The organism is uncultured Massilia sp. (genome assembly GCF_913773735.1).
In the GTDB taxonomy this organism is placed as follows: Bacteria; Pseudomonadota; Gammaproteobacteria; order Burkholderiales; family Burkholderiaceae_D; genus Telluria.
The window spans coordinates 177,643-201,523 of the sequence record NZ_CAJYEB010000014.1 but is presented as its reverse complement, the minus strand read 5'-3'; the positions used below and the strand labels follow the sequence as shown (position 1 = coordinate 201,523).

Annotated in this window: 15 protein-coding genes; 11 read left to right on the top strand and 4 right to left on the bottom strand. The window is 68.5% G+C overall.

Going from position 1 to position 23,881, the window contains the following annotated elements:
* Positions 1 to 3 precede the first annotated feature (3 nt).
* From QZ749_RS06110 to QZ749_RS06095, 4 genes are all read right to left on the bottom strand, one after another.
* Positions 4 to 1,362: an HlyD family type I secretion periplasmic adaptor subunit gene (locus tag QZ749_RS06110; RefSeq protein ID WP_296944494.1), complete on the bottom strand. Its 1,359-nt coding sequence runs from the start codon at positions 1,360 to 1,362 to the stop codon at positions 4 to 6.
* Positions 1,363 to 1,365: 3 nt separating this feature from the next.
* Positions 1,366 to 3,207: a type I secretion system permease/ATPase gene (locus QZ749_RS06105; RefSeq protein WP_296944492.1), complete on the bottom strand. Its 1,842-nt coding sequence runs from the start codon at positions 3,205 to 3,207 to the stop codon at positions 1,366 to 1,368.
* Positions 3,208 to 3,644: 437 nt separating this feature from the next.
* Positions 3,645 to 6,323 carry a DUF4214 domain-containing protein gene (locus QZ749_RS06100; protein WP_296944490.1) on the bottom strand — a complete coding sequence of 893 codons (2,679 nt, stop codon included), beginning with the start codon at positions 6,321 to 6,323 and terminating at the stop codon, positions 3,645 to 3,647.
* A 439-nt stretch (positions 6,324 to 6,762) separates the two neighbouring features.
* Positions 6,763 to 8,253 (bottom strand): FecR family protein, encoded by a 1,491-nt coding sequence (locus tag QZ749_RS06095; RefSeq protein WP_296944488.1) that lies wholly within the window; start codon positions 8,251 to 8,253, stop codon positions 6,763 to 6,765.
* 243 nt (positions 8,254 to 8,496) lie between these two features.
* Here QZ749_RS06095 and QZ749_RS06090 point away from each other — a divergent pair, with 243 nt between their 5' ends.
* From QZ749_RS06090 to QZ749_RS06040, 11 genes are all read left to right on the top strand, one after another.
* Complete coding sequence (locus QZ749_RS06090; protein WP_296944486.1) at positions 8,497 to 10,353, top strand: CHASE2 domain-containing protein; 1,857 nt, start codon at positions 8,497 to 8,499, stop codon at positions 10,351 to 10,353.
* Positions 10,354 to 10,361: 8 nt separating this feature from the next.
* Positions 10,362 to 11,579: a tetratricopeptide repeat protein gene (locus QZ749_RS06085; RefSeq protein ID WP_296944483.1), complete on the top strand. Its 1,218-nt coding sequence runs from the start codon at positions 10,362 to 10,364 to the stop codon at positions 11,577 to 11,579.
* Entirely contained in the window at positions 11,567 to 12,682 is a 1,116-nt protein-coding gene (locus tag QZ749_RS06080; protein ID WP_296944481.1) for an acyltransferase, read from the top strand. The genes QZ749_RS06085 and QZ749_RS06080 overlap by 13 nt, the downstream gene beginning before the upstream one ends.
* 70 nt (positions 12,683 to 12,752) lie before the next feature.
* The gene (locus QZ749_RS06075; RefSeq protein WP_296944478.1) at positions 12,753 to 13,112 is read left to right on the top strand and encodes a VanZ family protein; all 360 of its coding nucleotides are present in this window, start codon (positions 12,753 to 12,755) and stop codon (positions 13,110 to 13,112) included.
* Between the two features lie 32 nt (positions 13,113 to 13,144).
* The gene (locus QZ749_RS06070) at positions 13,145 to 13,903 is read left to right on the top strand and encodes a Crp/Fnr family transcriptional regulator (RefSeq protein WP_296944476.1); all 759 of its coding nucleotides are present in this window, start codon (positions 13,145 to 13,147) and stop codon (positions 13,901 to 13,903) included.
* A 191-nt stretch (positions 13,904 to 14,094) separates the two neighbouring features.
* Entirely contained in the window at positions 14,095 to 14,895 is an 801-nt protein-coding gene (locus tag QZ749_RS06065) for an ABC transporter permease (protein ID WP_296944474.1), read from the top strand.
* Entirely contained in the window at positions 14,895 to 16,118 is a 1,224-nt protein-coding gene (locus QZ749_RS06060; RefSeq protein ID WP_296944473.1) for an ABC transporter ATP-binding protein, read from the top strand. Before QZ749_RS06065 ends, QZ749_RS06060 begins: the two co-directional genes overlap by 1 nt.
* Positions 16,115 to 17,587, top strand: coding sequence for an FkbM family methyltransferase (locus QZ749_RS06055; protein ID WP_296944471.1), 1,473 nt, complete (start codon positions 16,115 to 16,117; stop codon positions 17,585 to 17,587). Before QZ749_RS06060 ends, QZ749_RS06055 begins: the two co-directional genes overlap by 4 nt.
* Positions 17,588 to 20,500, top strand: coding sequence for a glycosyltransferase (locus tag QZ749_RS06050; RefSeq protein ID WP_296944469.1), 2,913 nt, complete (start codon positions 17,588 to 17,590; stop codon positions 20,498 to 20,500). It begins immediately after the preceding gene.
* A complete protein-coding gene (locus tag QZ749_RS06045; RefSeq protein WP_296944467.1) occupies positions 20,501 to 21,943 on the top strand; it encodes a UbiA family prenyltransferase in 1,443 nt (480 codons plus the stop codon).
* A gap of 17 nt (positions 21,944 to 21,960) precedes the next feature.
* On the top strand, positions 21,961 to 23,880 hold the full coding sequence (locus QZ749_RS06040) for a hypothetical protein (protein WP_296944465.1): 1,920 nt from the start codon (positions 21,961 to 21,963) through the stop codon (positions 23,878 to 23,880).
* The last annotated feature ends 1 nt before the right edge of the window (position 23,881 follow it).

The following is a 23,881-nucleotide window of genomic DNA, read 5'->3' as shown; positions in this document are numbered from 1 at the left end:
CGTTCATTCCTCGCTCATCGACGATTTGGCGCGGTCGAACACCGGCTTGAGCAGGTAGCTCATCATGGTGCGCTCGCCGGTCTTGACGAACAGTTCCACCGGCATGCCCGGGCGGATGTCCATGTGGTGCGAGGCGACCATCTTCTGGCCCGCGTCCGACACCTTCACGCGCACCTTGTAGAACGGCGTGCCGGTACGCTCCTCGACGCTGCGGTCGGCCGAGACGGTTTCGACCACGCCCGGGATGTGCGGCGTACGGTTGGCGTTGAAGGCCGAGAAGATCAGCTCGGTCTGCAGGCCCGGATGCACCTTGTCGATCAGGTTGACCGGCAGCTGGCCCTCGACGATCAGCGGATCGTCGGTCGGCACGATGTCCATCATCTTGAAGCCGGGCGTGACCACGCCGCCGTTGGTGAACACGGCCAGGCCCACCACGGTGCCGTCGACCGGCGCCTTGACCTCGACGTTCGACAGTTCGAACTGCTGGGCGCTCATGCGCGCGCCCTGGGCTTCGGCTTCCTTCTGGGTGTCGGCCAGCACGGTGCGCACTTCCTTCTGGTAGTCCTGCACGCGCTGCGCCTTGCGCAGGGTCATCTCGACCACCTGGCGCTGGGCGCGCCCGATGTTGCCGATGTCTTCCGAAATGGCGCCCTGCAGCTGGGCGTAGGTGCGCTCCAGGTCGAGCAGGCGGTTGCGGGCGACGTAGCCGTCCTTGGCCAGGTCGCGCATGCCGTCGAGCTGTTCCTTCAGGAATTTGACCTGTTCCTTCTTGCTGTCGCGCGATTCCTGCAGGCCCTGGATCTGCACCTTGAGGCCGGCGATGTTCTCGTCGACGCCGCCCAGTTCGTTCTGCAGCGAGGACTGGCGCGAGGACAGCAGCTGCTGCTGCAGCGTCATCATCTCGGCCACGCGCGGTTCGCCGGCGCGCTTGGCCAGCTCTTCGGGGAAGCGGATCGTCTTCAGGCCGTCGCGCTCGGCGATCAGGCGCGCCTCGGTGGCGCGCGCGGTCAGATACTGCGCCTCGGTCACGTCGTAGCCGGCCTGGGCATTGATGGCATTCATGCGCACCAGCACCTGGCCCGCCTTGACCACGTCGCCGTCCTTGACCAGGATCTGCTGGATCGTGCCGCCGGACTGGTGCTGCACGGCCTTGCGGTTCGATTCCTTGGCCACGGTGCCGCTCATCGGCACGCCCTTGTCGAGCGGCGCGAAGCAGGCCCAGACCAGGAAGCCGACCACGCCGACCAGGACGATGATCCAGCCCATGCGCGTCCAGGCCCGGTCGTCGGTATTCACCGTCAGCGGCGCCACGTCATGGGTGATGACGTCGGTCGCCGCTTCATTCTTGGAAATGAGCTTCATGGTTTATTCGTTTCCTTGTTCCGTTTGCGCGGCAGGCTGCGCCGCCTTGTCTTGTGCGGCCTGGGCGGCCTGTGCCGCCTGCGCGCGGGCCTGCGCCTGGGCCTGGGCTTGCGCCTGGGCCTGTTGCTGGACGGCCTGCTGCTGCGCCACCGCCTTCTGGTTGGCTTCCTGCAGCGCCGCCAGCACCTGCTCGGTCGGGCCGAACGCCTGCGCCGCGCCGTCGCGCAGCAGCAGCAGCTTGTTGGTGGCGCCGATGATGCTGGTGCGGTGGGTGATCAGGACGATGGTCTTGCCGCGGCGTCGCAGGTCGAGCACGGCCTGCACCAGCGCCTGCTCGCCCATCTCGTCCAGGTTCGAGTTCGGCTCGTCCAGCACGATCAGGGCCGGGTCGCCGTACATCGCGCGCGCCAGGCCGAGGCGCTGCTTCTGGCCGCCGGACAGGCCGGCGCCGCCGTCGCCCAGCGGCGTGTCGTAGCCCTTGGGCAGGTGCAGGATCATGTCGTGCACGCCGGCGCGCTTGGCCGCCTCGACGACCTTCTCGGCATCGACCTCGCCGAAGCGGGCGATGTTGTCGCTGACGGTGCCGCTGAACAGCTCGATGTCCTGCGGCAGGTAGCCGACGTTCGGGCCGAGTTCGCCCTTGTTCCACTGGTAGATGTCGGCGCCGTCCAGGCGCACCTTGCCGGCCAGCGCCGGCCACACGCCCACCAGCAGGCGCGCCAGCGTCGACTTGCCCGAGCCGCTCGGGCCGATCACGCCGACGGCGTCGCCCGGGGCGATGGCGAAGGTCACGCCGCGCAGCACCTGCTGGTTGCTGCCCGGAGGACCGGCGACCACGCCTTCGACGGCCAGCGCGCCCTTCGGCTTGGGCAGTTCCATGCCGGCGCCGCGTTCCGGATTGGCGGTCAGCAGCGTGCTCAGGCGCTCATAGGCGCTGCGGGTGCTGCTCCACGACTTCCAGACGGCGATCACCTGCTGCACCGGCGCCAGCGCGCGGCCGACCAGGATGGAAGCGGCGATCATCATGCCCGGGGTGATGCGGCCTTCGATGGCCAGCAGCGCGCCGAAGCCCAGCACCAGCGACTGCAGGGAGGTCTGGACGAACTTGGTGATGGAACCGACGACGCCGGCCTTCTGGCTGGCCTCGGCCTGCAGGTTCAGGAAGCGGCTGTGCAGCTTGAACCAGCGGCTCATCAGGTTGGGCAGCATGCCCATCGACTCGATGACCTCGGCGTTGCGCAGGTTGTTGGTGGCCAGGTTGCCGGCGGCGATGGCCATGGTGTTCGCTTCGCTCAGCGGCTTGCGCGACACCTTCTCGTTGATGACGGCCAGGATGATCAGCACGATCGTGCCGCACAGCGCGAACACGCCGAGCCACGGCTCGAAGAAGAAGATGACGATCAGGTAGAACGGGAACCACGGCGCGTCGAAGAACGCGAACAGCGCGTTACCGGTCAGGAACTGGCGCAGGTTCGTCAAGTCGTTCAGCGCCTGGCCCGCGTTGCCGCCGGCCTTTTTCAGGTTCTGCTCGAACGCGGCCGTGTACACGCGCTTGTTGAGCAGCATGTCGAACTTGGCGCCGACGCGCACCAGCACGAAGCTGCGCATCATTTCCAGCGAGGACATCAGCAGGTAGCCGCCGAGCATCATCAGCGTCAGCATCAGCAGCGTGATCTCGTTGCGGCTGGCCAGCACGCGGTCGTACACCTGCAGCATGTACAGCGAGGGAACGAGGGCGAGCAGGTTCGTGATGGCGCTGAACGTGCCGATCGTGATGAAGGTGCTCTTGAAGCCGCGCAGGGCCAGCTGGATCTCGTTCTGTGGTTGGGATAGTTGTTTAATCATCTTTAGGCCGTGGAAGCCTTTCGGGCACGTTGTCGATGTGAGTAAAGGTGCTGGATCGCCTGGCGGTCACAATACGGGCGCAGGCAGAGCGCAATTATCGCCCAAAAGCGCTCCAAGATGTGATGTGGATCACATTTCGACAAGGGATTTTGTTGCTTTTATGTAGGAAAGCTGACTGTGGGTAAATAGTCAGCATCCATCTGCGTCGTACGGCGTGTGCGACGGCGAGGAAAAAGAAAAAGGGCCATGCTTTGCAGCATGGCCCCCTTGGCTGGTCGGGACTGTGTGGACCGGCATCGCGTCATTCCATCCGGCCGAAACTCAGCAGGGAAATCCCCGCATTCGACGGCACTGCAGAAAAGGCCGCTGTTGCCGGTTGCGTCAGCCCGTCAGCCAGGTTGCGCAAGGCAGGGCCGTACCGAAGTACGGCCCGTCAATCATTGCTCCGGGGTGTGACCCAGGGCGATGACCAGTGCGTCCAGGTTGACGGCGCCGGTCAGCTTGACGACGACGTCGGCTGCGTCCACCGAACCGACGGTGCCGGCATCGTGGAACACGTAGGTGTCGCCACCGAACGAGAACACCAGGCTGTCCACGCCGTCAGCCAGGGTAGCGGCAGCAGCGTCTTTCAGTGCCAGGTCGAAGTCGGTCTGGGTGGTGGTGAACTTGGCAGCTGCGGTCACGCCGTCGATGTGCAGGGTGTCCGAGGTAGCAGCCAGCGTCTTGCCGCCGGTAGCCAGAACCAGGCTCAGGCCGGTGATGGTGTCCACGTTGCCGTAGGTCGATGCACCTGCGTTCAGGGTGACGTGGTCGATGCCGGCGCCCAGCTTGACGGTTTCGACAGCGGTGTTCGACGAGGTGTAGGTCAGGCCATCGATCTTGCCATCGCTGTTGGCGCTTGCCAGGGCCGACGCGTCGACGCTGACCAGCTTGGTGCCGTCGACGTTGGTGATGACGGCCGAACCGTTGCCCGACAGGGTGACCGAAGCCAGGTCCTTGTTGACGGTGGCGCTGTTGGTCAGCGACAGCTTGGCGACCGTGGTCTCGCCATCGGCATCGGCGCCGTTGGTCAGGGTCACGATTGCCGACTTGGCGTGGCCAGCCAGGGTAGCGGTCGCATCGGCGGTGCCGGCAGCCACGGTCAGCTTGACGACGTCGGCGTTGGCGGTGATGGTGCCATCGGCTTTCGAGGTCAGGTTCAGGGTGCCGCCGTAGGTGATGGCGCCGCTGCCGCTCACCGAGTAGCCGTTGGCGGTCGCGGTCAGGTCGCCGTTGGCGACGATGGTCTGCGCACCGACTTTGGTCACGACCGAAGCATTGCCCAGGTCGATCGTAGCGTAGGTCGAAGCCAGCTGCGATGCGTCCAGCGCGCCTTCGGTGCCGGTGAACTTGATGGTTTCGAAGTTCTTCAGCAGCTTGTTGAAGACGATGTAGTCGTCGGCGGTGCGTTCGCCAGCGCCAGCCAGCTGGATCGTGTCGGTGCCTGCGCCGCCGTCGATGACGTCGGAGGTTGCCAGGGCAGCGCCGGTCAGGGTGACGGTGTCGTTGCCTTCGCCGCCCATGATGTTCAGGCCAGCGCCTGCAACCTTGGTGACGTTGATCTTGTCGTTGCCAGCGCCAGCGTCGACGGTGGTCAGGCCGGTACCGGTGGTCAGCACGTTGATGGTGTCGTCGCCTGCGCCGGTCGAGACCGATGCGTTCTTGGCAGCAGTGCTGCCGGCGGCAGCAACGGTCTTGTAGCTGACGGTGACGGTGTCTTTGCCAGCGCCGGTGGCGATGGTCGACACGGTGTCTTTGGCGACGTAGGTGATCGCGCCGCTCGAAGCCGATGCGTCGACCGAGGTGACGTTGCCGGTCGCGTCTTCAGCTTCGGTGACGGACAGGGTGGTCTTCACGGCGGTGTTGACCGAAACCTTGCTGACCGATGCGCCCTTCGAATCGGTACCGGCGACGATGTTCAGTGCCAGCGAAGCGGCGGTCGACGACTTGGTGTCTTCCTTGGCGATCGAACCCGACACGGTCACCGACGACAGTGCGTCGCCCGACACGTTCAGGGTAGCGACATTGGTCGCGGCCGCGCCGGTCACGCCGCTCAGGGCGATCTTGGCCGAGCTAGCGGCAGCCAGAGCGCTCACGCTCAGTGCAGCATCGCCGGTCGCTTTGGTGACGTTGGTGAACGTGGCGGTGGTGCTGGCAGCCAGGTTCATGACGCCCGCAGCAGCGGAAACCTGGTTGATGTTGGTCGCGCCGATGAATTTGGCTGCGTCGACCATGCCGTCGGCGTTGCCGAACAGGCCATCCTTGGCGGCGGTGTTGTCGATGTTGATGATCTCGACGTTGCGCACGGTGCCGACTTGCGAGGTGTTGAACTTGCCATCGGCCGACGAGACGACTTCGATGTTCAGGGTGTCGATGCCGGCGCCGCCGTCGATGACGTCGTTGGCGCTCAGGGTGGTGGCGGTCTTGCCATCGGCGGTCACGCCCGAAGCGTAGGCGTTGAACACGTCGTTGTTGTTGGTGCCGACCACGTTGTCGATGCCGACGGTCAGGGTCTTGGTGTCGCCGACCGGCAGGTTCTGGCCGATGACGGTGCCGATGGTCACGCTCAGGTTGGCCGGATCGATGGCGGTTGCCAGCGAGTTGGCATCGGTCACGCCTGCCAGGAAGCCCTTGGCGACGGCGTTGGCCTTGTCACCGCTGTAGCCCAGGATCTGGTCGGTGTTGGTCAGGCTGTTGGTGAAGGTGGTAGCGGCCGAGACTTTCGAAGCGTAGGCGGTCTTGTCGGCGTTCTGCGCGCCCGAAGCGATCTGCTCGACGGCGTTGCTCAGGGTCATGGCGCCGGTGTTGACGGCGTTGGTCCAGAAATCCAGGCCCGGCAGGTCGGCGCTGTGGCCGAACAGGTTCTTGTAGATGGCGTTGATGGTGTTACGCAGGTCCATGCCGGCGTAGGTGTCCTTGTACTCTTGCGAGCCTGCGAAAGCAGCAGCGACTGCAGAGGTGTCGCCGCCAGCAGCGGTCACGATCGCGTCCCAGTACTGCAGGCCGTAGTAGTCGGCCGGACGGTTGAAGTACGCGACGTACAGCTTCTGGATTGCTTCGGCGTTTTGGATAGCCATGTATTGCTCCTAAATAGATCAATGATCAAGAAAGTTCAACTTGCAGTACTTCAAGATGATAGCTGCAGCCCAACGCGTCGAATCATGACAGAAGGGCCGCGGCAAATATGTGATGGCCATCACAAATTCAAACATTCTTAAAAGAAATTGCAAGCTTTTTGTGGCCGCTTTTTGCGGCGGCTCATTATCAAAGAAAGTTGCCTGGTGCGCAATGGCTCTCTTATATCGTTTACGTCATTCTCCATGGGAGAATGACCTCCGACGCAGGGAAGATCGTCCATGCCGACGCCAAACCCCGGAAACCGTAACCGGAATCGACGGATCGTCGGCACGCCTTACAATCGGATACAAATTTCCTGAAAAGATGTGGCGCGGCTTTGCAACATCGGAATAAAAAAAAGCCACCGCAGCGGGTGGCTTATTTTGCAATGGCAGTAGTCTATTGCTTATTCACGCCCCAATAGGTTGCGCCATTCACGAAATGCGTCGCATCGATGCGGCCGTCGAAGATATAGGCCGCCGAACCGCCCTTGTCACCGCTGAGCACGCCATCGACGCTCATATTGGTGGGCGCCTTGTAGAAATCGTTACCGTACAGGCGGCCATTCCTGCCGACGACGCCGTCCGCATGCATCTTGTAGGTATCGCCTTCGGACGTGACCACGTCGAAACCCGTCGAGAACGAGCGCGCGCCGAAGTCGACGCTGAGGTGGCCATTGCGGACCTGCGCCTGCGCCGGCTTGTCGTCGAAGGCATCCGGATAGATATAGGCTTCGCTACCGCGCAGGTCGAAAGCGACCGTGCCGCGGGTGTCGGCCACGTAATCGGCGCCGGGCGTGAGCAGCAATGCATAGTTCTTGCGCACGGCGAGCAGGGTATTGCCAGCAGCAATCTCGCCGGTCAGGTCGACCGTGGCCGAGCGCCCCGCCACCGGCGTCCAGCGTCCCCAGACGATCTGCCGATCGGGCAACGGCGTCACCGGCGGCGTCGGGTCGACTGGTTGCTGCGGCTGCTGGGGTTCCTGCGGCTGCTGCGGCTGTTGAGGTTCCTGCGGCTGCTGCGGTTGCTGCGGCTCCTGTGGCTGCTGCGGTTGTTGCGGCTCCTGGGGTTGCTGGGGCTGCCCCGGCTGTTGAGGTTGCGAAGGCTGCGTCGGCGTCGACCCGCCGCCGTTGTTCGACACCAGCTGCGCCAGCGCCTGGCTCTTGCGCGGATCCAGCGACGGCTCGGCGCCGATGGCGGCCGAACTCGACGACGACGCCCCCGTCCCCGCCTTGGCGACCGGCTCGTCCGCGCGCGGCGGCGACACCAGGTCGGGCGCGTTGGCGCCGCCCTGCAGCAGTTGCGGCGACGACTGGCCGCGCTGCACCTGCAGCAGCTGGCCGCGCTGGGCGGCCGACAATTCGCGGCTGGTCGTGCCTTCGCACGGTCCCACGCCGTCCGGGCGGCAGGCGCCGACGAAGCCGCTGACCACGACGCCACCGGTCAGCACGGCCACGCGCGAGGTATCCTGGTCGGTGTAGACGGTGAAGTCGGTGCCGCGCACGCCGATCGCGGCCACCGGGGTATTGAAGCGGAAATTCTGGCGCGCCAGCTTGACGGCCTCGCCCGACTTGCTGCGCGCCACGCCCTTGATGAGCTCGAGCTTGACGCGGGTATTCTTCGGCTCGCGGGTATCGACGTGGTAGGCGACGATACGCGCCTCGGTGTTCGGACGCAGGATGAACAGGCCGTTGTCGACCGTCTTGACGTAGAGGAAGCCATCGGCGCCCGTGCTGAGCAACTCGCCTTCCTGCACGGCGAGTCCTTCCGCGCCGGCGCGGTCGGCCACCTTTGCCGCGCCGGCGGCAAAGATCACCTTGCCGGCCTCGGCGGCGCCGGCGTGCGCGGCGACAGCCAGCGAGCCGATGACAAATAGATGGCGCAACGACATATTCGATCCCCTTGTTGCCCGAATTATCCCCTCCAGGCAAATGATTTCTGTGACAGCCGTCACATTTTAGTGCAAACTCTGGAGCAATTGCTCAGCGTTACATTTTGTAGTGGCCCGGACTCACAATTGTTGGGAGGCCGCCACGCCAGCGGCTATACTTACCCCTTTACTTAAAACAATTTTCGTTTCCCTGGCGTGCGTCGCTTCGCTTTTCCTCTCCCTGCCGGCGGCCCGGTCCGGTTCATGCCGTCCGTCGGCGCGGTGCGTGCGGCCATCGCCGTCGCCGCCGTGCTGCTCGCGGCGTGGCTCGAATGGGGCGGCGCGACGGGCGCGCCGCGCTTGGGGGACGAGGCGCTGCGCGACGCCATCGTGCGCACCCGCGCCACCGTGGCGCCGGAACCGCGCATCCTCGTCGTCGACATCGAAGAGTCCAGCGTCAAGGAAATCGGCGCCTGGCCCTGGCCCCGCGCGCGCCTGGCCGACCTCGTCGAAGTGTTGTTGACGCGCTACAGTGCGCGCGGCGTGGCCCTCGACATCGTCCTGCCCGACCCATCCGACCGCGCAGGCGACACCCGCCTGGCGCTGCTGGCCGAGCACGGCCCGGTCGTGCTGGCCCAGGCCTTCGACTACGATCCCCAAGGCATGCGTCCGCAAGCGCTGCGCGGCGGCGTGCCGGCCGGCGCCACCCGCCTGCATGGAGGACCGGGCGTCCCGGCCAGCGGCTACATCGCCAACCATGCCGGCCTGGCGCGCGCGCCCCACGTCGGCAACATCGGCTTCATCCCGGATGCCGACGGCGTGCTGCGCCGGGTGCCCCTCCTGACCCGCTTCGACGGCCGCGACTATCCGGCGCTGGCGCTGGCGCTGGCCGATTGCTGCGCGGGCACCGCCGCCACGCCGGTGCCCGCATCGCTGCGCGTCTCGTACCGGCGCGACTGGCGCGCCTACACGGTCGTCGGCGCCGCCGACATCCTGGCCGAACGCATCGACCCCGCCAGCGCCGCCGGGCGCCTGGTGCTGGTCGGCTCGTCCTCGCTGAGCCTGGGCGACCGCGTCGCCACGCCGCATGGCGCCAGCCGTCCCGGCCTGGGCGTGCAGGCGGCGGTACTGTCCGACCTGCTCGACCTGCGGGACGGCGCCGTGCCCGCGCCCTGGCCCGGGCGGGTGATCGCCCTCGCCTTCGCCGCCGCCGCCGCGCTGGCCGCCTTCTTCGCCTTCCCGCGCCTGTCGGCGCTGGCCAGCGTCGGACTGCTGCTGGGCCTGTCGCTGCTGTGGGTCGGCGCCGCCTGGGCGACGGCGCCGCACGACCCCGTGTTTTCCACCACCGGGCCCCTGGCGGCGAATTTCTTCCTGCTGCTGACGGCCGTGCCGCTGCAATGGCAGCTGGCGCAGCGGCGCTCGCACCACCTGCTGAACACGCTGCGCCAGTACGTCGCCCCGGCCGTGGTCGAGGAACTGATGCGCAGCGACCTGCGCGATCCGCTGGCCCCGCGCCAGCTCGACGTCACCACGCTGATCGCCGACATGGAAGGCTATACCGGCCAGGTCGAAGCGCTGTCGATGGAACAGGCGGCCGTGCTGACGCGCACATTCCTCGACTGCCTGACCGAACCCGTGATCGAACGCCGCGGCACGCTCGACAAGTACACCGGCGACGGCCTGGTGGTGTTCTGGGGCGCGCCGCTGCCCATCGAGGAGCACGCCGACCTGGCGCTGGACGCGGCGCGCGAGATCGTCGCGCGCGTGCGCCGCCTGAGCGACGCGCGCGAGGCCCTCGGCCACCCGCGCCTGCGCGTGCGCATCGGCATCGAGAGCGGCCCGGCGATGGCCGGCGACTTCGGCACCTCGTTCCGCAGCATCTACACGGCCGTGGGCGACAGCGTGAACACGGCGTCGCGGCTGGAACAGGCGGCGCGCGACTTCGCGCACGACGTCATCGTGGGCGCCGGCACGGTGGAGCGGGCGCGCCGCCACCGCTTCCTGGCGCTGGGCGAGCGCCGCCTGCGCGGCAAGGGCAAGCCCACCATGCTGTACACGCCGGTCGACGACGCGTCGTCCGCCATGGCGCCGGCCGCGCCGGCACGGGAGCTGCGCGCATGAGGATACCCGTGCGCCGGGTCCTCCCGGCCATGCTGGCGCTGCTGCTGGCCGGCCGCGCCCTGGCGCAGGACGGCAGCGACCTGCCGCGGGACCTGTACCAGGACGCGCTGCAATCGATCGCCGAGGGCCGCCGCAACGACGCCTCGAGCGAGCTGCGGCGCCTGATCGACAAGGAGCCGCTGCACGCCGGCGCCTGGCTCGACCTGGCGATGACCCAGTGCGCGCTCGGCCACGGCGACGAGGCCGAGCGCCTTTTCGCCGTCATCGAGACCCGCTTCGCGCCGAACGCCGACATGCTGCGCCTGATCGCCGAGACCCGCGAGGCCGGCTGCGCCGCCTGGCGCCCGCTGTCGACGTACTCGCTGACGGCCGGACGCGGCATCGACCAGAACGTCAACCAGGGCGCCAGCCGTTCGAACTACGTGCTCGACACGCCCAGCGGGCCGATCGAGTACGCGCTCTCGTCCGACTTCCTGCCGCACCACGACCAGTACACGATGGCGGGCGGCGACGCCACGCGCGAACTGACGCCCAACGGCACGCTCGGCTTCGCCCAGTTCCTGGCGCGCCGCAACGACCGGCTGCACCGCTACGACAGCGCCTCGCTGTTCGCTGGCGTCGACACGCCCTGGCGCTTCGGCCGCTGGACGCTGCGCACCACCGGCTCGCTGGGCGCCGTCAGCCTGGGCGGCCACTACTACCAGCGCCAGGCCCAGCTCCAGGCGCGCGTCGGCCCGCCGCTGCCGCTGCCCCGGGGGATGCAGTTCAACCTGCTGGCCGGCGCCACGCGCACCGAGTTCCAGACGCTGGAGAACTTCGATTCCAGCACCTACGAATTGCGCGGCCTGCTGACGTGGCGTGGCGAAGGCCGCTACGCCAGCGCCAGCCTGGGCCGCCTGGAAGACCGTTCCAGCGACCAGCGTCCCGGCGGCAGCCGGCGCGGCTGGTACGGCAACGTGCTGGTACGCCGTGCGCTGCCGCTCGGACTGACCGGCGAGCTAGCCTACACGGCCCAGACCTGGAACGGCTCGCTGCCCTATTCCGCCGGCGTGATCGACGCCGTGCGGCGCCAGGTCACGCAGTCGGCGCGCGCCACGCTGAGCTATCCGGTGGCGAAGAACCAGTTGCTGCAGCTCGAGGGACGGGCCGTGCACAACCGCGAGAACATCTCGATCTTCCAGTACAACAACCGCCAGCTGCAGCTGAGCTGGCAATGGCAATATTGAACCCGATGCGCCTGCTCCCTCCCCCCACGCGCACGCTGGCCGGCGCCATCGACGGCCACGACAACGGCTTCAACCTCGTGCGCCTCGTCTGCGCGCTGCTGGTGGTGGTATTCCACGGCTGGCAGCTGAACCTGGCCAGTCCGGGCGCCCACGATCCGCTCACCCGCCTGCTGGCGCCGCACACCGACCTGGGCGGCCTGGCGGTCGGCGTGTTCTTCCTGGTCAGCGGCATCTTCATCACCCAGAGCTGGGTACGCGACCCGCACCTGCTGCGCTTCGCCGTGCGCCGGGTGGCGCGGATCGTGCCGGGGCTGTTCGCCTGCCTGCTGCTGACCACGCTGGTTGCCGTCGCGTTCTTTTCCGACCAGGGCTGGCACGGCCTGTTCGAGCGCGCCACCTGGCGCTACGTGTTCGGCAACACCTTCCTGCACGGCCTGCGCTACATCATCCCGCCGCAGGAACTGAGCCTGCCCGGCGTGCTCGGCGGCCAGCCGCTCAACGGCCCGCTCTGGACGCTGTACTGGGAAGGCCGGATGTACGTGATGGTGGCCCTGCTCGGCCTGGCCGCCGTGCTGCCGCTGCGCACCTGGCTGCGCGGCGCGGCCATCTTCCTGCTGCTGGCCGCCAACCTGTTTCCCGAGGTCGCCGCCGGCTACCTGTGGGAGGCACGGATGTGGTCGCTGTTCCTGTGCGGCATGCTGCTGTACACGCTGGCGCCGGACCTGCGCATCGGCGCGCGCCACGTGGCATGCGCGGCCGCCTTCGTGGCCATGAACGCCACCCGCTGGAGCGACCTGAACCATCATCCGCTGACCTGGTTCGGCATCGCCCTGCTGGCCTGCACGGCCGCGCTGGCGGCGGGCGCCGGCGGCGTGCGCACGGCGCCGCTGCGTCACCTGCAGCGCCACGATTATTCGTATGGCATCTATATTTACCACTGGCCGGTGCTGCTGCTGCTGCGCGCCGTGCTGCCGCCGCTCGGGCCGCTGGCCACGACCGCGCTGGGCATGGCCGCCACCGTGGCGCTGGCCGTGCTGAGCTGGCACTGGGTGGAAGCGCCGGCGCAGCGCGTCGCGCGCGCCTGGTTGCGCCGCGGAATGTGACATTGCCGCCACCAAATGCGCACGCATCGGCATCCGGCATGGCGCCGGATGAGCACGAGCGGCTACAATCATGCTGTCCGATTTTTCGATGAACGTAAACCCGATGTGGAACCTGGTGTTGCTGGGCCTGGCAACCGCCGCCGTGGTGGGAGGTTGCCTGGTGCCGAACCGCTGGCTTCCGCCTCTGCCGAACGACAAGCTGCTGCATTTCGCCAGCTTTGCCATCCTGAGCCTGCTGGCCCTGCGCGTGGCCGACGGCCGCCTGCAGGCAGCGCTCTGGCTGCTCGGGCTGCTCGTCCTGGGCTGGCTGATCGAATGCCTGCAGATGCTGGTGCCCGACCGCGATTTCTGCTGGCGCGACATGCGCGCGAACGCGGCGGGTATCCTGTTCGCCGCGGCATGTGCCCAACTTTATGTCGTGCTCGCCTGATGCAGCATGACCGAACCACCTGAACCGAACCGATGACGTCTATCCAACAGGAAGCCATGGAGTCCGCCGCGCCGCCCCCGGCCACCGCCGGACGGGCCCAGGAAGAAGTACAGATCCAGATCCACCTGCGCAAGATCCCCCTGCTCGCCGAACTGAGCGACGAGGAGATCCTGCAGATCAAGCCGGAATTCCGCATCCGCCAGTACCACAAGCGCGACATCGTGCTGCAGAAGGGCGGCAGCGGCGACGGCCTGCTGTTCCTGCTCTCGGGCCAGCTGCAGGTGATCGACATCACCGAGGATGGCCGCGCCATCGGCCTGCGCATGCTGGCGCCGGGCGACTTCTTCGGCGAGATCGCCCTGATCAACAACTCGACGCGCTCGGCCTCGGTGGTGGCGCTGTCCGACGTGCTGGTCGCCTTCCTGCCGGCGCCCATCGCGATGCACCTGTTCGCGCATTCGCCATCGGTGGCCAGGCAGATGCTGCGCCACCTGGCGCAGAAGATCCAGCGCGACTCGGAATTTCGTGCCTTGCTCAGCATCAACAATACGGCCAAGCGCATCTATGCCTTCCTCACGCTGATGCAGCAGAAGAAGGCCGGCGAACCGGGCGCCCCGGCCGTGGTGGAAAACCTGCCGACCCACCAGGACATTGCCAACATGATCAATACCAGCCGCGAGACGGTCACGCGCGCGCTGCTGACGCTGGTACAGCAGGGGATCGTGCAGAAGGATTCGCACCGCCTGATCATCCTGGATCCGGAAGCGCTGAAGAAGCTCGTCCAGAGCTGACCGTGCGTGGCGGCGGCGGCGCGGATGCCGCCAGATGTCACGGCATGGCGACAAAACGCATCACACCGTTACATCTGTAACAAGTGTGTGGTAATGCCATCGAGTATAATTTCCTGCTCACTTGGCAACGCCACCGCTATGACCCGACTCCCGATACTGCCCCAGCCGGCGCATCCTGCCAGGATCGCCCCATGATTTCGCCATTGATGCTACGCGGCCTGTGGGCCTATCGCGGCTTCGTGCTGGGCAGCGTGAAACGCGAGTTCCAGACCAAGTACATGAATGCGATGCTGGGCGCGCTGTGGTCGCTGCTCAGCCCGCTCGCGATGATCGTGGTGTACACCGTCATCTTCGCCGAGGTCATGCACAGCCGCCTGCCCGGCAGCCAGTCCGGCTACGCCTACAGCATCTACCTGTGCGCCGGCATCCTCACCTGGGGCCTGTTCGCCGAGATCGTCGCGCGCGGCCAGACCATGTTCCTGGAGCAGGCCAACCTGATCAAGAAGATCAGCTTCCCGCGCATCTGCCTGCCGCTGATCGTGGTGCTCAATGCCCTGGTCAACTTCGGCATCATCTTCGGCCTGTTCATCGTCTTCCTCGTCGTTTCCGGGAATTTTCCCGGTCCGGTGTTTTTCGCGCTGGTGCCGCTGCTGGCGCTGCAGGTGCTGCTGGCGATCGGCATCGGCATGGTCGCCGGCGTGCTGAACGTGTTCTTCCGCGACGTCGGCCAGTTCATGACGATCCTGCTGCAGTTCTGGTTCTGGTTCACGCCGATCGTCTACCCGGCCTCGATCCTGCCGGAGGCCGTGCGCTCCTGGCTGGCCTGGAACCCGATGGCGACGCTGGTGCAGGGCTACCAGGACATCCTGGTCAAGGGCCAGGCGCCCGACTGGGCCGCCCTGCTGCCCGTGCTGGCGGCCGCGCTGCTGCTGTGCGCCTTCGGCCTGCGCCTGTTCCGCAAGCGCGCCGGCGAAATGGTGGATGAACTCTGATGGGCACGATCGTCGTCGAAGGCCTGGGCAAGGCCTATAAACAATACCCCACGCGCTGGTCGCGCCTGGCCGAATGGATGCTGCCGGGCGGCGCGCGCCACAAGCTGAAATGGGTGCTGCAGGACGTCAGCTTCCGCATCTCGCCAGGCGAGGCCGTGGGCCTGATCGGCATCAACGGCGCGGGAAAGAGCACGCTGCTGAAACTCATCACCGGCACCACGCAGCCGACCACCGGCGCCGTCCACATGGAAGGCTCGGTCGCCGCCCTGCTCGAACTGGGCATGGGCTTCCATCCCGACTTCACGGGCCGCGAGAACGTCTTCATGGCGGGCCAGCTGCTGGGATTGCAGGTCGAGGAGATCCGCCAGCTGATGCCGCAGATCGAGGCCTTCGCCGACATCGGCGACTACATGGACCAGCCGGTGCGCGTGTACTCGAGCGGCATGCAGATGCGCGTGGCGTTCGCCGTGGCCACCGCGCGCCGCCCGGACATCCTGATCGTCGACGAGGCCCTGTCGGTGGGCGACGCCTGGTTCCAGCACAAGAGCTTCGAGCGCGTGCGCCAGTTCCGCCGCGAAGGCACGACCCTGCTGCTGGTGTCGCACGACAAGCAGGCGATCCAGTCGGTGTGCGACCGCGCCCTGCTGCTCGACGGCGGGCGCCTGGCGCGCGAGGGCCGGCCGGAAGAGATCATGGATTACTACAACGCCATGATCGCCGAGCGCGAGAACGACGGCACGGTGCGCCAGCTGGCCGACGGCGAAGGCCGCACCCAGACCGTGTCCGGCACCGGCGAGGCGACCGTCGCCGACATCGCCCTGCTCGACGAGGCCGGCCAGCGCGTCGAGGTCGTCGACGTCGGCAGCCCGGTGACGCTCGAGGTGAAGATCGCCGTGCGCGCGCCGATCCCGCGCATGGTGCTCGGCTACATGATCAAGGACCGCCTCGGCCAGCCGATGTACGGCACCAACACGCACCTGAAGGAGCTGCCGCTGGACGACGTGCGCCCCGGCGAGGAGATCACCTACCGCTTCCGCTTCCCGGTGAACCTGGGGCCGGGCACCTATTCGGTGGCCACCGCCATCGTCAGCACCGACACCCACCTGGTCAACAACTATGAATGGCGCGACCTGGCCCTCGTGTTCACCGTGATGAACATGCGCCGCCCGCATTTCGAGGGCACGGCCTGGCTCGACCCCGTCATCGACATCCACCGCCCATGACTTTCATTTCCTACGCCCAGAATGCCGAGGACGTGCTGCTGTGGCGCGCCCTCGGCCGCATCGAGAACGGCTTCTACATCGACGTCGGCGCCAACGACCCGGTCGAGCATTCCGTCACCAAGGCCTTCTACGACGCCGGCTGGCGCGGCATCAACGTCGAACCCCTGCCGGTCCACGTCGCCGCCTTCGACGAACAGCGCCCGGGCGACGTCAACCTGGCCGTCGCGGCCGGCAGCGCGGACGGCGAACTGACCCTGTACGACGTACCAAGCGTGCGCGGCTGGGCCTCGCCCCAGCAGGACGTGGCCGAGATGCACCGCGCCGAGGGCCATGCGGTGGCCGAACTCAAGGTGCCGGTGCGCACGCTGTCCGCCATCTGCGCCGAGCACGTGCGCGGCGAGATCCACTTCCTGAAGATCGACGTCGAGGGCTTCGAGGGCGAAGTGCTGCGCGGGATGGACTTCGCGCGCTGGCGTCCGTGGATCCTGGTGATCGAGGCCACGCTGCCGGGCAAGCGCGAGACCAACCATGAAGCCTGGGAACACCTGGTCACCAGCCAGCGCTACCGCTTCGCCTGGTTCGACGGCTTGAACCGCTACTACGTGGCCGACGAACACGCGGAACTGCGCGAACACTTCGGCATCCAGCCGAACGTGTTCGACGCATTCATTTCCTGGCACCTGGACCGCGCCTGGAACGACGGCAAGCGCCTGCAAGGCGCGCTGGAGGAGACCCAGGGCAGGCTGGCCGAGCAGGCCCGCCAGACCTGGGATGCGACGCAGCGCGCCGAGCAGGAAGCGCAGCAGGCCGCCGCCGAGGCCAGGCGCGCCGACTGGGAGGCCGGGCGCGCCGGCCGGGCCGAGGCGCGCAGCGCCGAGCTCGAGGAAAGCCTGCGCATCGCCGGCGAAGCGCAGCAGCGCGCAGAGCAAGACCGGCTGCGGGTCGCCGAGGCGCACGAGCGCGAACGCCGCTATGCCGCCGAGGAGCGCCAGCGCGCCGCCGACGAACTCGCGGCCCTGAACGCCAGCCTGGCGCAGCTGCAGGACAGCCACCAGCAACTGTCCGACTGGGCCGGTGGCATCGAACGCCGCCTGATCGCCTCGGAAGCCTGGGCGCAGGAACTCGGGCAGCGCCTGCAGGACATGCACCACAGCACCTCGTGGAAGATCACGCGGCCGCTGCGCGCCGCCGGCAGCGTCGTGCACGCGCTGCGCCGCCCGCAGCTGGCGCGCCGCATCGTCACGCGCCTGACCGCAAACGAAAAGCTGCGCCGCCTCCTGATCCCGGTCCTGCTGCGCAATCCGAAACTGCAGCAGCGCGTCAGCACCTCGATCGCCGCGATCAAGCTCGACCCGCCGCAGCAGGCGCCCGCCGGCATCGACGTGCCGGATCAACTCAAGGGCCTGCCGGCCTCGGTCCGCGTCGTGCTGGCCGACCTGCAGCGCGCCCGCAGCAAGCAAGAGAACTGAATGCGTATCGTCATCGATTTCCTGGACGGCCGGGACGCCGTCACTCCCGCCAGCCTGGCGCGCGCGCGCGAGCTGGCGGCCGACCTGGCGCGCGACGCGCGCGGCGCCACGCTGTGGGTGGCCGCGCCGGGCGCCGCCCCCGACGTCGTCGAGACGCTGCGCCTGGCCTTCGCCGGCCTGCTCGGCCGCGAGCGCGTGCGCGCGTTCGCGCTGCACGCCGACCAGCGGCTGGACGCGGCGCTGCGGCGCCAGGCGCTGGCCGGCCTGCTGCCCGACGTGGTGCTGGTCGCGCCGGGCGCGCCGGGTGCGCCGGATGCGGTGAGCGAGTTCGCGACCGTCGCGCTGGACGCCGGCGCCACCGTGGCCGAGCTGCGCCTGCGCCTGGAAGCGACGGCCGCCGAGCGTCGTCCGGCCGCCTCGCTGGCGCGCCCGCGCCTGGCCTACGTCTCGCCGCTGCCGCCGGAAAAATCCGGCATCGCCGACTACAGCGCCGAACTGGCGCCGGAACTGGCGCGCTACTACGAAGTCGAACTGATCGTCGAGCAGGAACACGTCGACGACGTCCGCCTCGCCGGCCTGCCGCAGCGCTCGGCCGCCTGGCTGCGCGAGCACGCCGGCAGCTACGACCGCGTGTTCTACCACTTCGGCAATTCGCCCGTGCACAAGCACATGTTCGCACTGGTGCGCGACGTGCCGGGCGTGGTGCTGATGCACGATTTCTATTTCGGCAACGTGGTCGACTGGCTCGAGCACCAGGCCGTGCTGCCGCAAGGCTTCCTGAAGGGCATGTACGAATCGCATGGCCTGTCCGGCCTGCACGCGCTGCGGCGCGACGGCCGCAACCCGACCGTCTGGAAGCATCCGGTCAACCGCGGCGTGCTCGACCACGCCAGCGGCGTCATCGTCCACTCCGCCTACCCGAAGCAGCTGGCCGAGCAGTGGTACGGCCCCGGCGCCGCCGACGGCTGGCGCACGATTCCCCTGTTGCGCGGCAAGCCGCCGGGCCACGGCGGCCCGGACGCGCGCGCGCGGGCGCGCAAGCGCCTGGGCATCAAGGCGGACGACTTCGTCGTCTGCACCTTCGGCATGCTCGGCCCGACCAAGCTGAACGCCGAACTGCTGGACGCCTGGCTGGCCTCGACGCTGGCCGCCGACAAGCGTTGCCGCCTGGTGTTCGTCGGCGCCAACGACCCCGGCGCCTACGGCGTCGAACTCGACAAGAAGCTGCACGCGAGCGGCGCGGCGAAACGCATCGCCATCACCGGCTTCGTCGACGCCGCCGCCTATGCCGACTGGCTGGAAGCCTGCGATTGCGCGGTCCAGCTACGCGGCGCCTCGCGCGGCGAGACCTCGGCCGCGGTGCTCGACTGCCTGCTGTACGGCGTGGCGACGATCGTCAACGCGCACGGCTCGACCGCCTCGCTGGCGCAGGACCTGCTGGTGATGCTGCCCGACCACGTCGAGACGGCGGCGCTGGCCGCCGCCCTCGAACGCCTGCACGGCGACGCGGCGCTGCGCGCCAGCCTGGGCCAGCGCGCCGCCGCCTACATGGAAGCCGAACACGCGCCGGCCCATGCCGGGCGCCTGTGCTACCAGGCCATCGAACACTTCGCCCGGCACGGCGAGCACGCCGCCTACCGCGCCGCGGTCAGCGCCGCGGCGCCGCTGTGCGCGGAAGAGGAATTGCCGGCGCTGGCCGCCGCCATCGCCTTCAATCGCGTGCCGACGGCGCCGCGCCAGCTGCTGGTGGACGTCTCGGCGCTGGTCCAGAAGGACCTGCGCACCGGCATCCAGCGCGTGGTGCGCAGCGTGCTGCTGGCGATGATCGCCGATCCGCCGCCGGGCTACCGCATCGAACCCGTGTTCACGGTCGGGAACGGCCAGCCCTACCACTACGCGCGCCGCTACGGCCTCGAACTGGTCGGCGCGACCGGGCTGGCGCTGGAAGACGCGCCGGTCGACCTGCGCCCCGGCGACATCTTCTTCGGCCTCGACCTGTTCCTGAGCGGCACGGCCCAGAACGTCGAACTGCTGGCGGACATGCGCACGCGCGGCGTGGAAGTCTATTTCTGCATGTACGACATCCTGCCGATGCTGCGCCCGGACGTGTTCCCGTTCGGCACCGAGGTCCACTTCGGCGCCTTCCTGCGCGCCGTGCACCGGGTGGCCGACGGCATCGTCTGCATCTCGCGCGCCGTGGCCGACGAGCTGGCCGGCTGGATCGGCGCGGAAAACCTGCAGCGCCGCTCGCCCTTGCAGCTCGGCTGGTTCCACCTGGGCGCCGACATCGACGCCAGCGCGCCCAGCAGCGGCTTGCCGCCGGACGCCGAGCGCGTGTTCGCGGCGCTGGCACGCCGTCCAAGCTTCCTGATGGTCGGCACGGTCGAGCCGCGCAAGGGCCACGCCCAGGCGCTGGCCGCCTTCGACCTGCTGTGGGAACGCGGCGTCGACGCCAACCTCGTCATCGTCGGCAAGGAAGGCTGGATGGTCGAGCAGGTCGCCGCGCGCCTGAAGGACCATCCGGAACTGGGACAACGCCTGTTCTGGCTGGCCGGCGTCTCGGACGAGATGCTGCTCAAGCTGTATGCCGGCTCCTCGGCGCTGCTAGCGCCGTCGGAAGGGGAAGGCTTCGGCCTGCCGCTGATCGAGGCGGCCCAGCACGACATCCCGATCATCGCGCGCGACATCCCGGTGTTCCGCGAAGTGGCGGGCGCGCATGCGCATTACTTCTCCGGCCTGGCGGCGGGCGACCTGGCCGACGCCGTCGCCGGCTGGATCGCGCTGTGGCGCGACGGCCGCGCGCCCACGTCGACCGGCATGCCCTGGCTGACCTGGGACCGCAGCGCGCGCCAGGTGCTCGACGCGATCGTCGGCCACCAGTGGTACCGGGTGCTGCCCGGCACGGAGGGCTGAATGGCAGGCATCGAACACGGCGCCGGCACCCCGGCGCGCAACGTGCCCCTGGTCGTCGACCTGGACGGCACGCTGATCTTTTCCGACCTGCTGTGGGAATCGATCGTCCTGTTCCTCAAGCGCCACCTGCTGCAGGCCTGGATCCTGCCGTTCTGGCTGTTGCGCGGCAAGGCCGGCTTCAAGCACGCGGTGTCCGGCGGCGTCGAGCTCGACCCGGCCGCCCTGCCCTACGACGCGGCGCTGCTGGAATTCATCCGCCGCGAGCGCGACGGGGGCCGCGAGATCGTGCTCGCGACCGGCGCCGAGACGCGCCTGGCGCGCCTGGTGGCGAACCACGTGGGCCTGTTCGACCGCGTGCTGGCGACCGACCCCGGCGTCAACTTCACGGCGCACAACAAGGCGCGCGCGCTGGCCGCCCAGTACGGCGAAGGCGGCTACGACTACATCGGCAACTCGACCGCCGACCTGCCCGTGTGGCTGGGCAGCCGCAACGCCTATTCGGTGACCCACCAGCCGTTCAAGCTGGCCGACGGCCGCGTCACCAGCCAGCTCGGCACGCGCCGCGGCGGCATCGCCCGGGCCCTGCTGAAGGCGCTGCGCCCGCGCCAGTGGATGAAGAACCTGCTGGTGTTCCTGCCGATGGTGGCCGGCCACGCGCTCGACGCCGGCACCTTCGGCGCCGCGCTGTTCGCCTTCCTGGCGTTCTCGATGTGCGCGTCCAGCGCCTACCTGCTGAACGACGCGCTCGACGCCCAGGACGACCGCCTGCACCCGACCAAGCGCCACCGCCCGATCGCCAACGGCACCCTGCCGCTGGGCCTGGCGATGGTCGCCAGCCCCCTGCTGGCCGGCGCCGCGCTGGCCCTGTGCGCCTGGTACAGCCCGCTGCTGCTGCTGGCGGTGGGCGTGTACTTCGTCACCACGGTCGCGTATTCCGTCTACCTGAAGCGGCTCATGATGGTCGACATCGTCGTGCTGGCGCTGCTGTACACGCTGCGCGTGCTGGGCGGCAGCGCCGCCACCGGCATCGCGCCGTCGTTCTGGATGCTGGCCTTCTCGTTCTTCCTGTTCCTCAGCCTGGCCCTGCTCAAGCGCCACAGCGAGCTGGCCAACCTGGCGCGCGCCGGCAAGGAAAAGACGCGCGGGCGCGGCTACACGACGGCCGACCACCTGCCGATCGGGATCATGGGCGTGAACGCCGCCTTCGTCGCGATCATGGTGTTCATGCTTTACTTTAATTCGGACAATGTGCTGGTGCTGTACGCGCGTCCGCACTGGCTGTTCGGCACCCTGCCGCTGCTGGCGTTCTGGCTCGGCCGCCTGTGGATCCTGTCCTTCCGCGGCGAGGTCAACGAAGACCCGGTGCTGTACGTCAGCAAGGACAAGACCAGCCTGGCGGTGCTGGCGCTGTGCGCCGCGCTGGCCCTGATCGCCTCCTACTGACAACGAAAGGATACGGCATGCCCTTCTCGACCGCCGGCTGGCGCTTTCCCGTCCTCCTGCTGCTGTGCTTCGTGCTGGGCATCGCCCTGCGCCCGGTCTCGCTCAGCGGCGACGTCGTCGAGTACGCGACCGACACGGTCGCCATGGCCGCGCACGGCACGCCCGACATCCGCCTGGACGACATCGCGCGCACCCGCCGCCTGGCGCCGCCGCTGACCGAGCCGCTGAACCAGCTCGAGCAGGGCATGCGGCGCGGCGACCGGGAGCTGTACGCCGCCTTCGTGCGCGGCCGCGACGACAAGGTGTATCCGATCCACTTCTTCGGCTACCCGGCGCTGGCCGCCGTCCCCTTCCTGGCGCTGGACGCGCTGGGCATCGATCCGTTGCGCGCGTTCCAGGTGGTGAACTACGCCGCCGTCCTGGTGCTGGCGCTGGCGCTGCGCCGTTTCTTCCGCTCCGACGTCAAGGCCGCGCTCGCGCTGCTGCTGTTCTTCGCCTGCGGCGGCGGCCTGTACATCAACTGGACCAGCCCGGAATGCGTCAGCGCCGCCGGCCTGCTGGCGGCGCTGCTGTTCCTGCTGAGCGGCGCGCCGCTGGCGGCCGGCCTGCTGGGCGGCGTGGCAGCGCTGCAGAACCCGACCATCGTGTTCTTCTTCGCCTTCGGCCCGCTGATCAAGCTGTGGCTGGAATACCGCCGCGAAGCATCGTTCGGCGCCAACCTGAAGGCGCAGCTGACGCCCGCCAACCTGACCGGCCTGGCCGCCGGACTGGCCGTGTTCGCGTTGCCGGTGCTGTTCAACTTCTACCAGTACGGCGTGCCCAACATCATCGCCAAGAAATTCTCCGACCCGCATTTCGTCGGCATGGCGCGCCTGGTCTCGTTCTTCTTCGACCTCAACCAGGGCATGATCCTGGCGATCCCCGGCGTGGCCGTGCTGCTGGCCGCCTGGGGCTGGAGCCGCCGCGCCGCCGGCACGCTGGCGCTGTGCCTGCTGTTCACGCTGGCGCTGGCGCTGCCGGCGCTGGCCGTGCAGAACTGGAATTCCGGCGCCGCCGGCGTGATGCGCTACGCGTTCTGGGCCGCGATGCCCCTGCTGCTGGCGCTGCTGCTGCGCGTGCGCGAGCGGGCGCGCTGGCCCGTGCCGCTGGTGGCCGGGCTGGCGCTGGTGCAGGCGGCGGCGATGGCGCACGCGGTCAGCTACACCTATGTCCAGATGAGCCCACTGGCGCGCCTGGCGATGCGGGTCGCCCCGCAGTGGTACCACCCGGAACCGGAGATCTTCGCCGAGCGCATGGGCCACAACGACGACTACATCCGCCCGGCCCAGGCCTATGCCTTCCGGGCCGGGGCGATGAGCAAGACGCTGTACTTCCCGGCCGAGCCGGCGTCAATCGCGCAGCTGTGCGGCAGCGACGGCGCGCTGGCGCCGGACAATGCCTACGTCGACAGCGCCTACGGCTGGCGCTACATCGACGGCCCGGTGCGCTGCATGCACAGCGGCCTGCGCCAGCGCACCCTGCAGGCGGCGCAGTTCCGCGACCGCGACGGCATCGCGCTGGACGCCGGCTGGAGCGGGGTCGAATTCAACGGCGGCGCCTGGAACGGCGCCTGGTCGCAGGGCGCGCGCTCGCGCCTGGTGCTGGCGCCGGCGGCGGGTGCGGATGCGGGCGCGCGGCCGGCCAGCCTGACGCTGCTGGGCCAGTACCTGGACGGCAACCGCCGCACCCGCGTGCGCATCGACGGCGTCGACCTGGGCTGGCAGGAACTCGACCGCCCGGTCGTCCTGGCGCTGCCGGCCGGTCCCGCCGGGGCGCCCGTCACCATCGAACTGGAGCACGAGGCGCCGCACGCGCCGGGACCGGGCGACACGCGCGCACTGGCCTTTTTCCTGCGCGAAGTCCGGCTGCACGAGGACCCGAGCCTCGCGCACCGTTGAG

Bases quoted from the DNA above. Each gene is read 5' to 3' on its own strand.
- QZ749_RS06105 (WP_296944492.1), bottom strand. From the start codon at position 3,207: ATGATTAAACAACTATCCCAACCACAGAACGAGATCCAGCTGGCCCTG.
- QZ749_RS06065 (WP_296944474.1), top strand. From the start codon at position 14,095: ATGATTTCGCCATTGATGCTACGCGGCCTGTGGGCCTATCGCGGCTTC.
- QZ749_RS06095 (WP_296944488.1), bottom strand. From the start codon at position 8,253: ATGTCGTTGCGCCATCTATTTGTCATCGGCTCGCTGGCTGTCGCCGCG.
- QZ749_RS06055 (WP_296944471.1), top strand. From the start codon at position 16,115: ATGACTTTCATTTCCTACGCCCAGAATGCCGAGGACGTGCTGCTGTGG.
- QZ749_RS06090 (WP_296944486.1), top strand. From the start codon at position 8,497: ATGCCGTCCGTCGGCGCGGTGCGTGCGGCCATCGCCGTCGCCGCCGTG.
- QZ749_RS06050 (WP_296944469.1), top strand. From the start codon at position 17,588: ATGCGTATCGTCATCGATTTCCTGGACGGCCGGGACGCCGTCACTCCC.
- QZ749_RS06080 (WP_296944481.1), top strand. From the start codon at position 11,567: ATGGCAATATTGAACCCGATGCGCCTGCTCCCTCCCCCCACGCGCACG.
- QZ749_RS06070 (WP_296944476.1), top strand. From the start codon at position 13,145: ATGACGTCTATCCAACAGGAAGCCATGGAGTCCGCCGCGCCGCCCCCG.
- QZ749_RS06060 (WP_296944473.1), top strand. From the start codon at position 14,895: ATGGGCACGATCGTCGTCGAAGGCCTGGGCAAGGCCTATAAACAATAC.
- QZ749_RS06100 (WP_296944490.1), bottom strand. From the start codon at position 6,323: ATGGCTATCCAAAACGCCGAAGCAATCCAGAAGCTGTACGTCGCGTAC.
- QZ749_RS06045 (WP_296944467.1), top strand. From the start codon at position 20,501: ATGGCAGGCATCGAACACGGCGCCGGCACCCCGGCGCGCAACGTGCCC.
- QZ749_RS06040 (WP_296944465.1), top strand. From the start codon at position 21,961: ATGCCCTTCTCGACCGCCGGCTGGCGCTTTCCCGTCCTCCTGCTGCTG.
- QZ749_RS06075 (WP_296944478.1), top strand. From the start codon at position 12,753: ATGCTGTCCGATTTTTCGATGAACGTAAACCCGATGTGGAACCTGGTG.
- QZ749_RS06110 (WP_296944494.1), bottom strand. From the start codon at position 1,362: ATGAAGCTCATTTCCAAGAATGAAGCGGCGACCGACGTCATCACCCAT.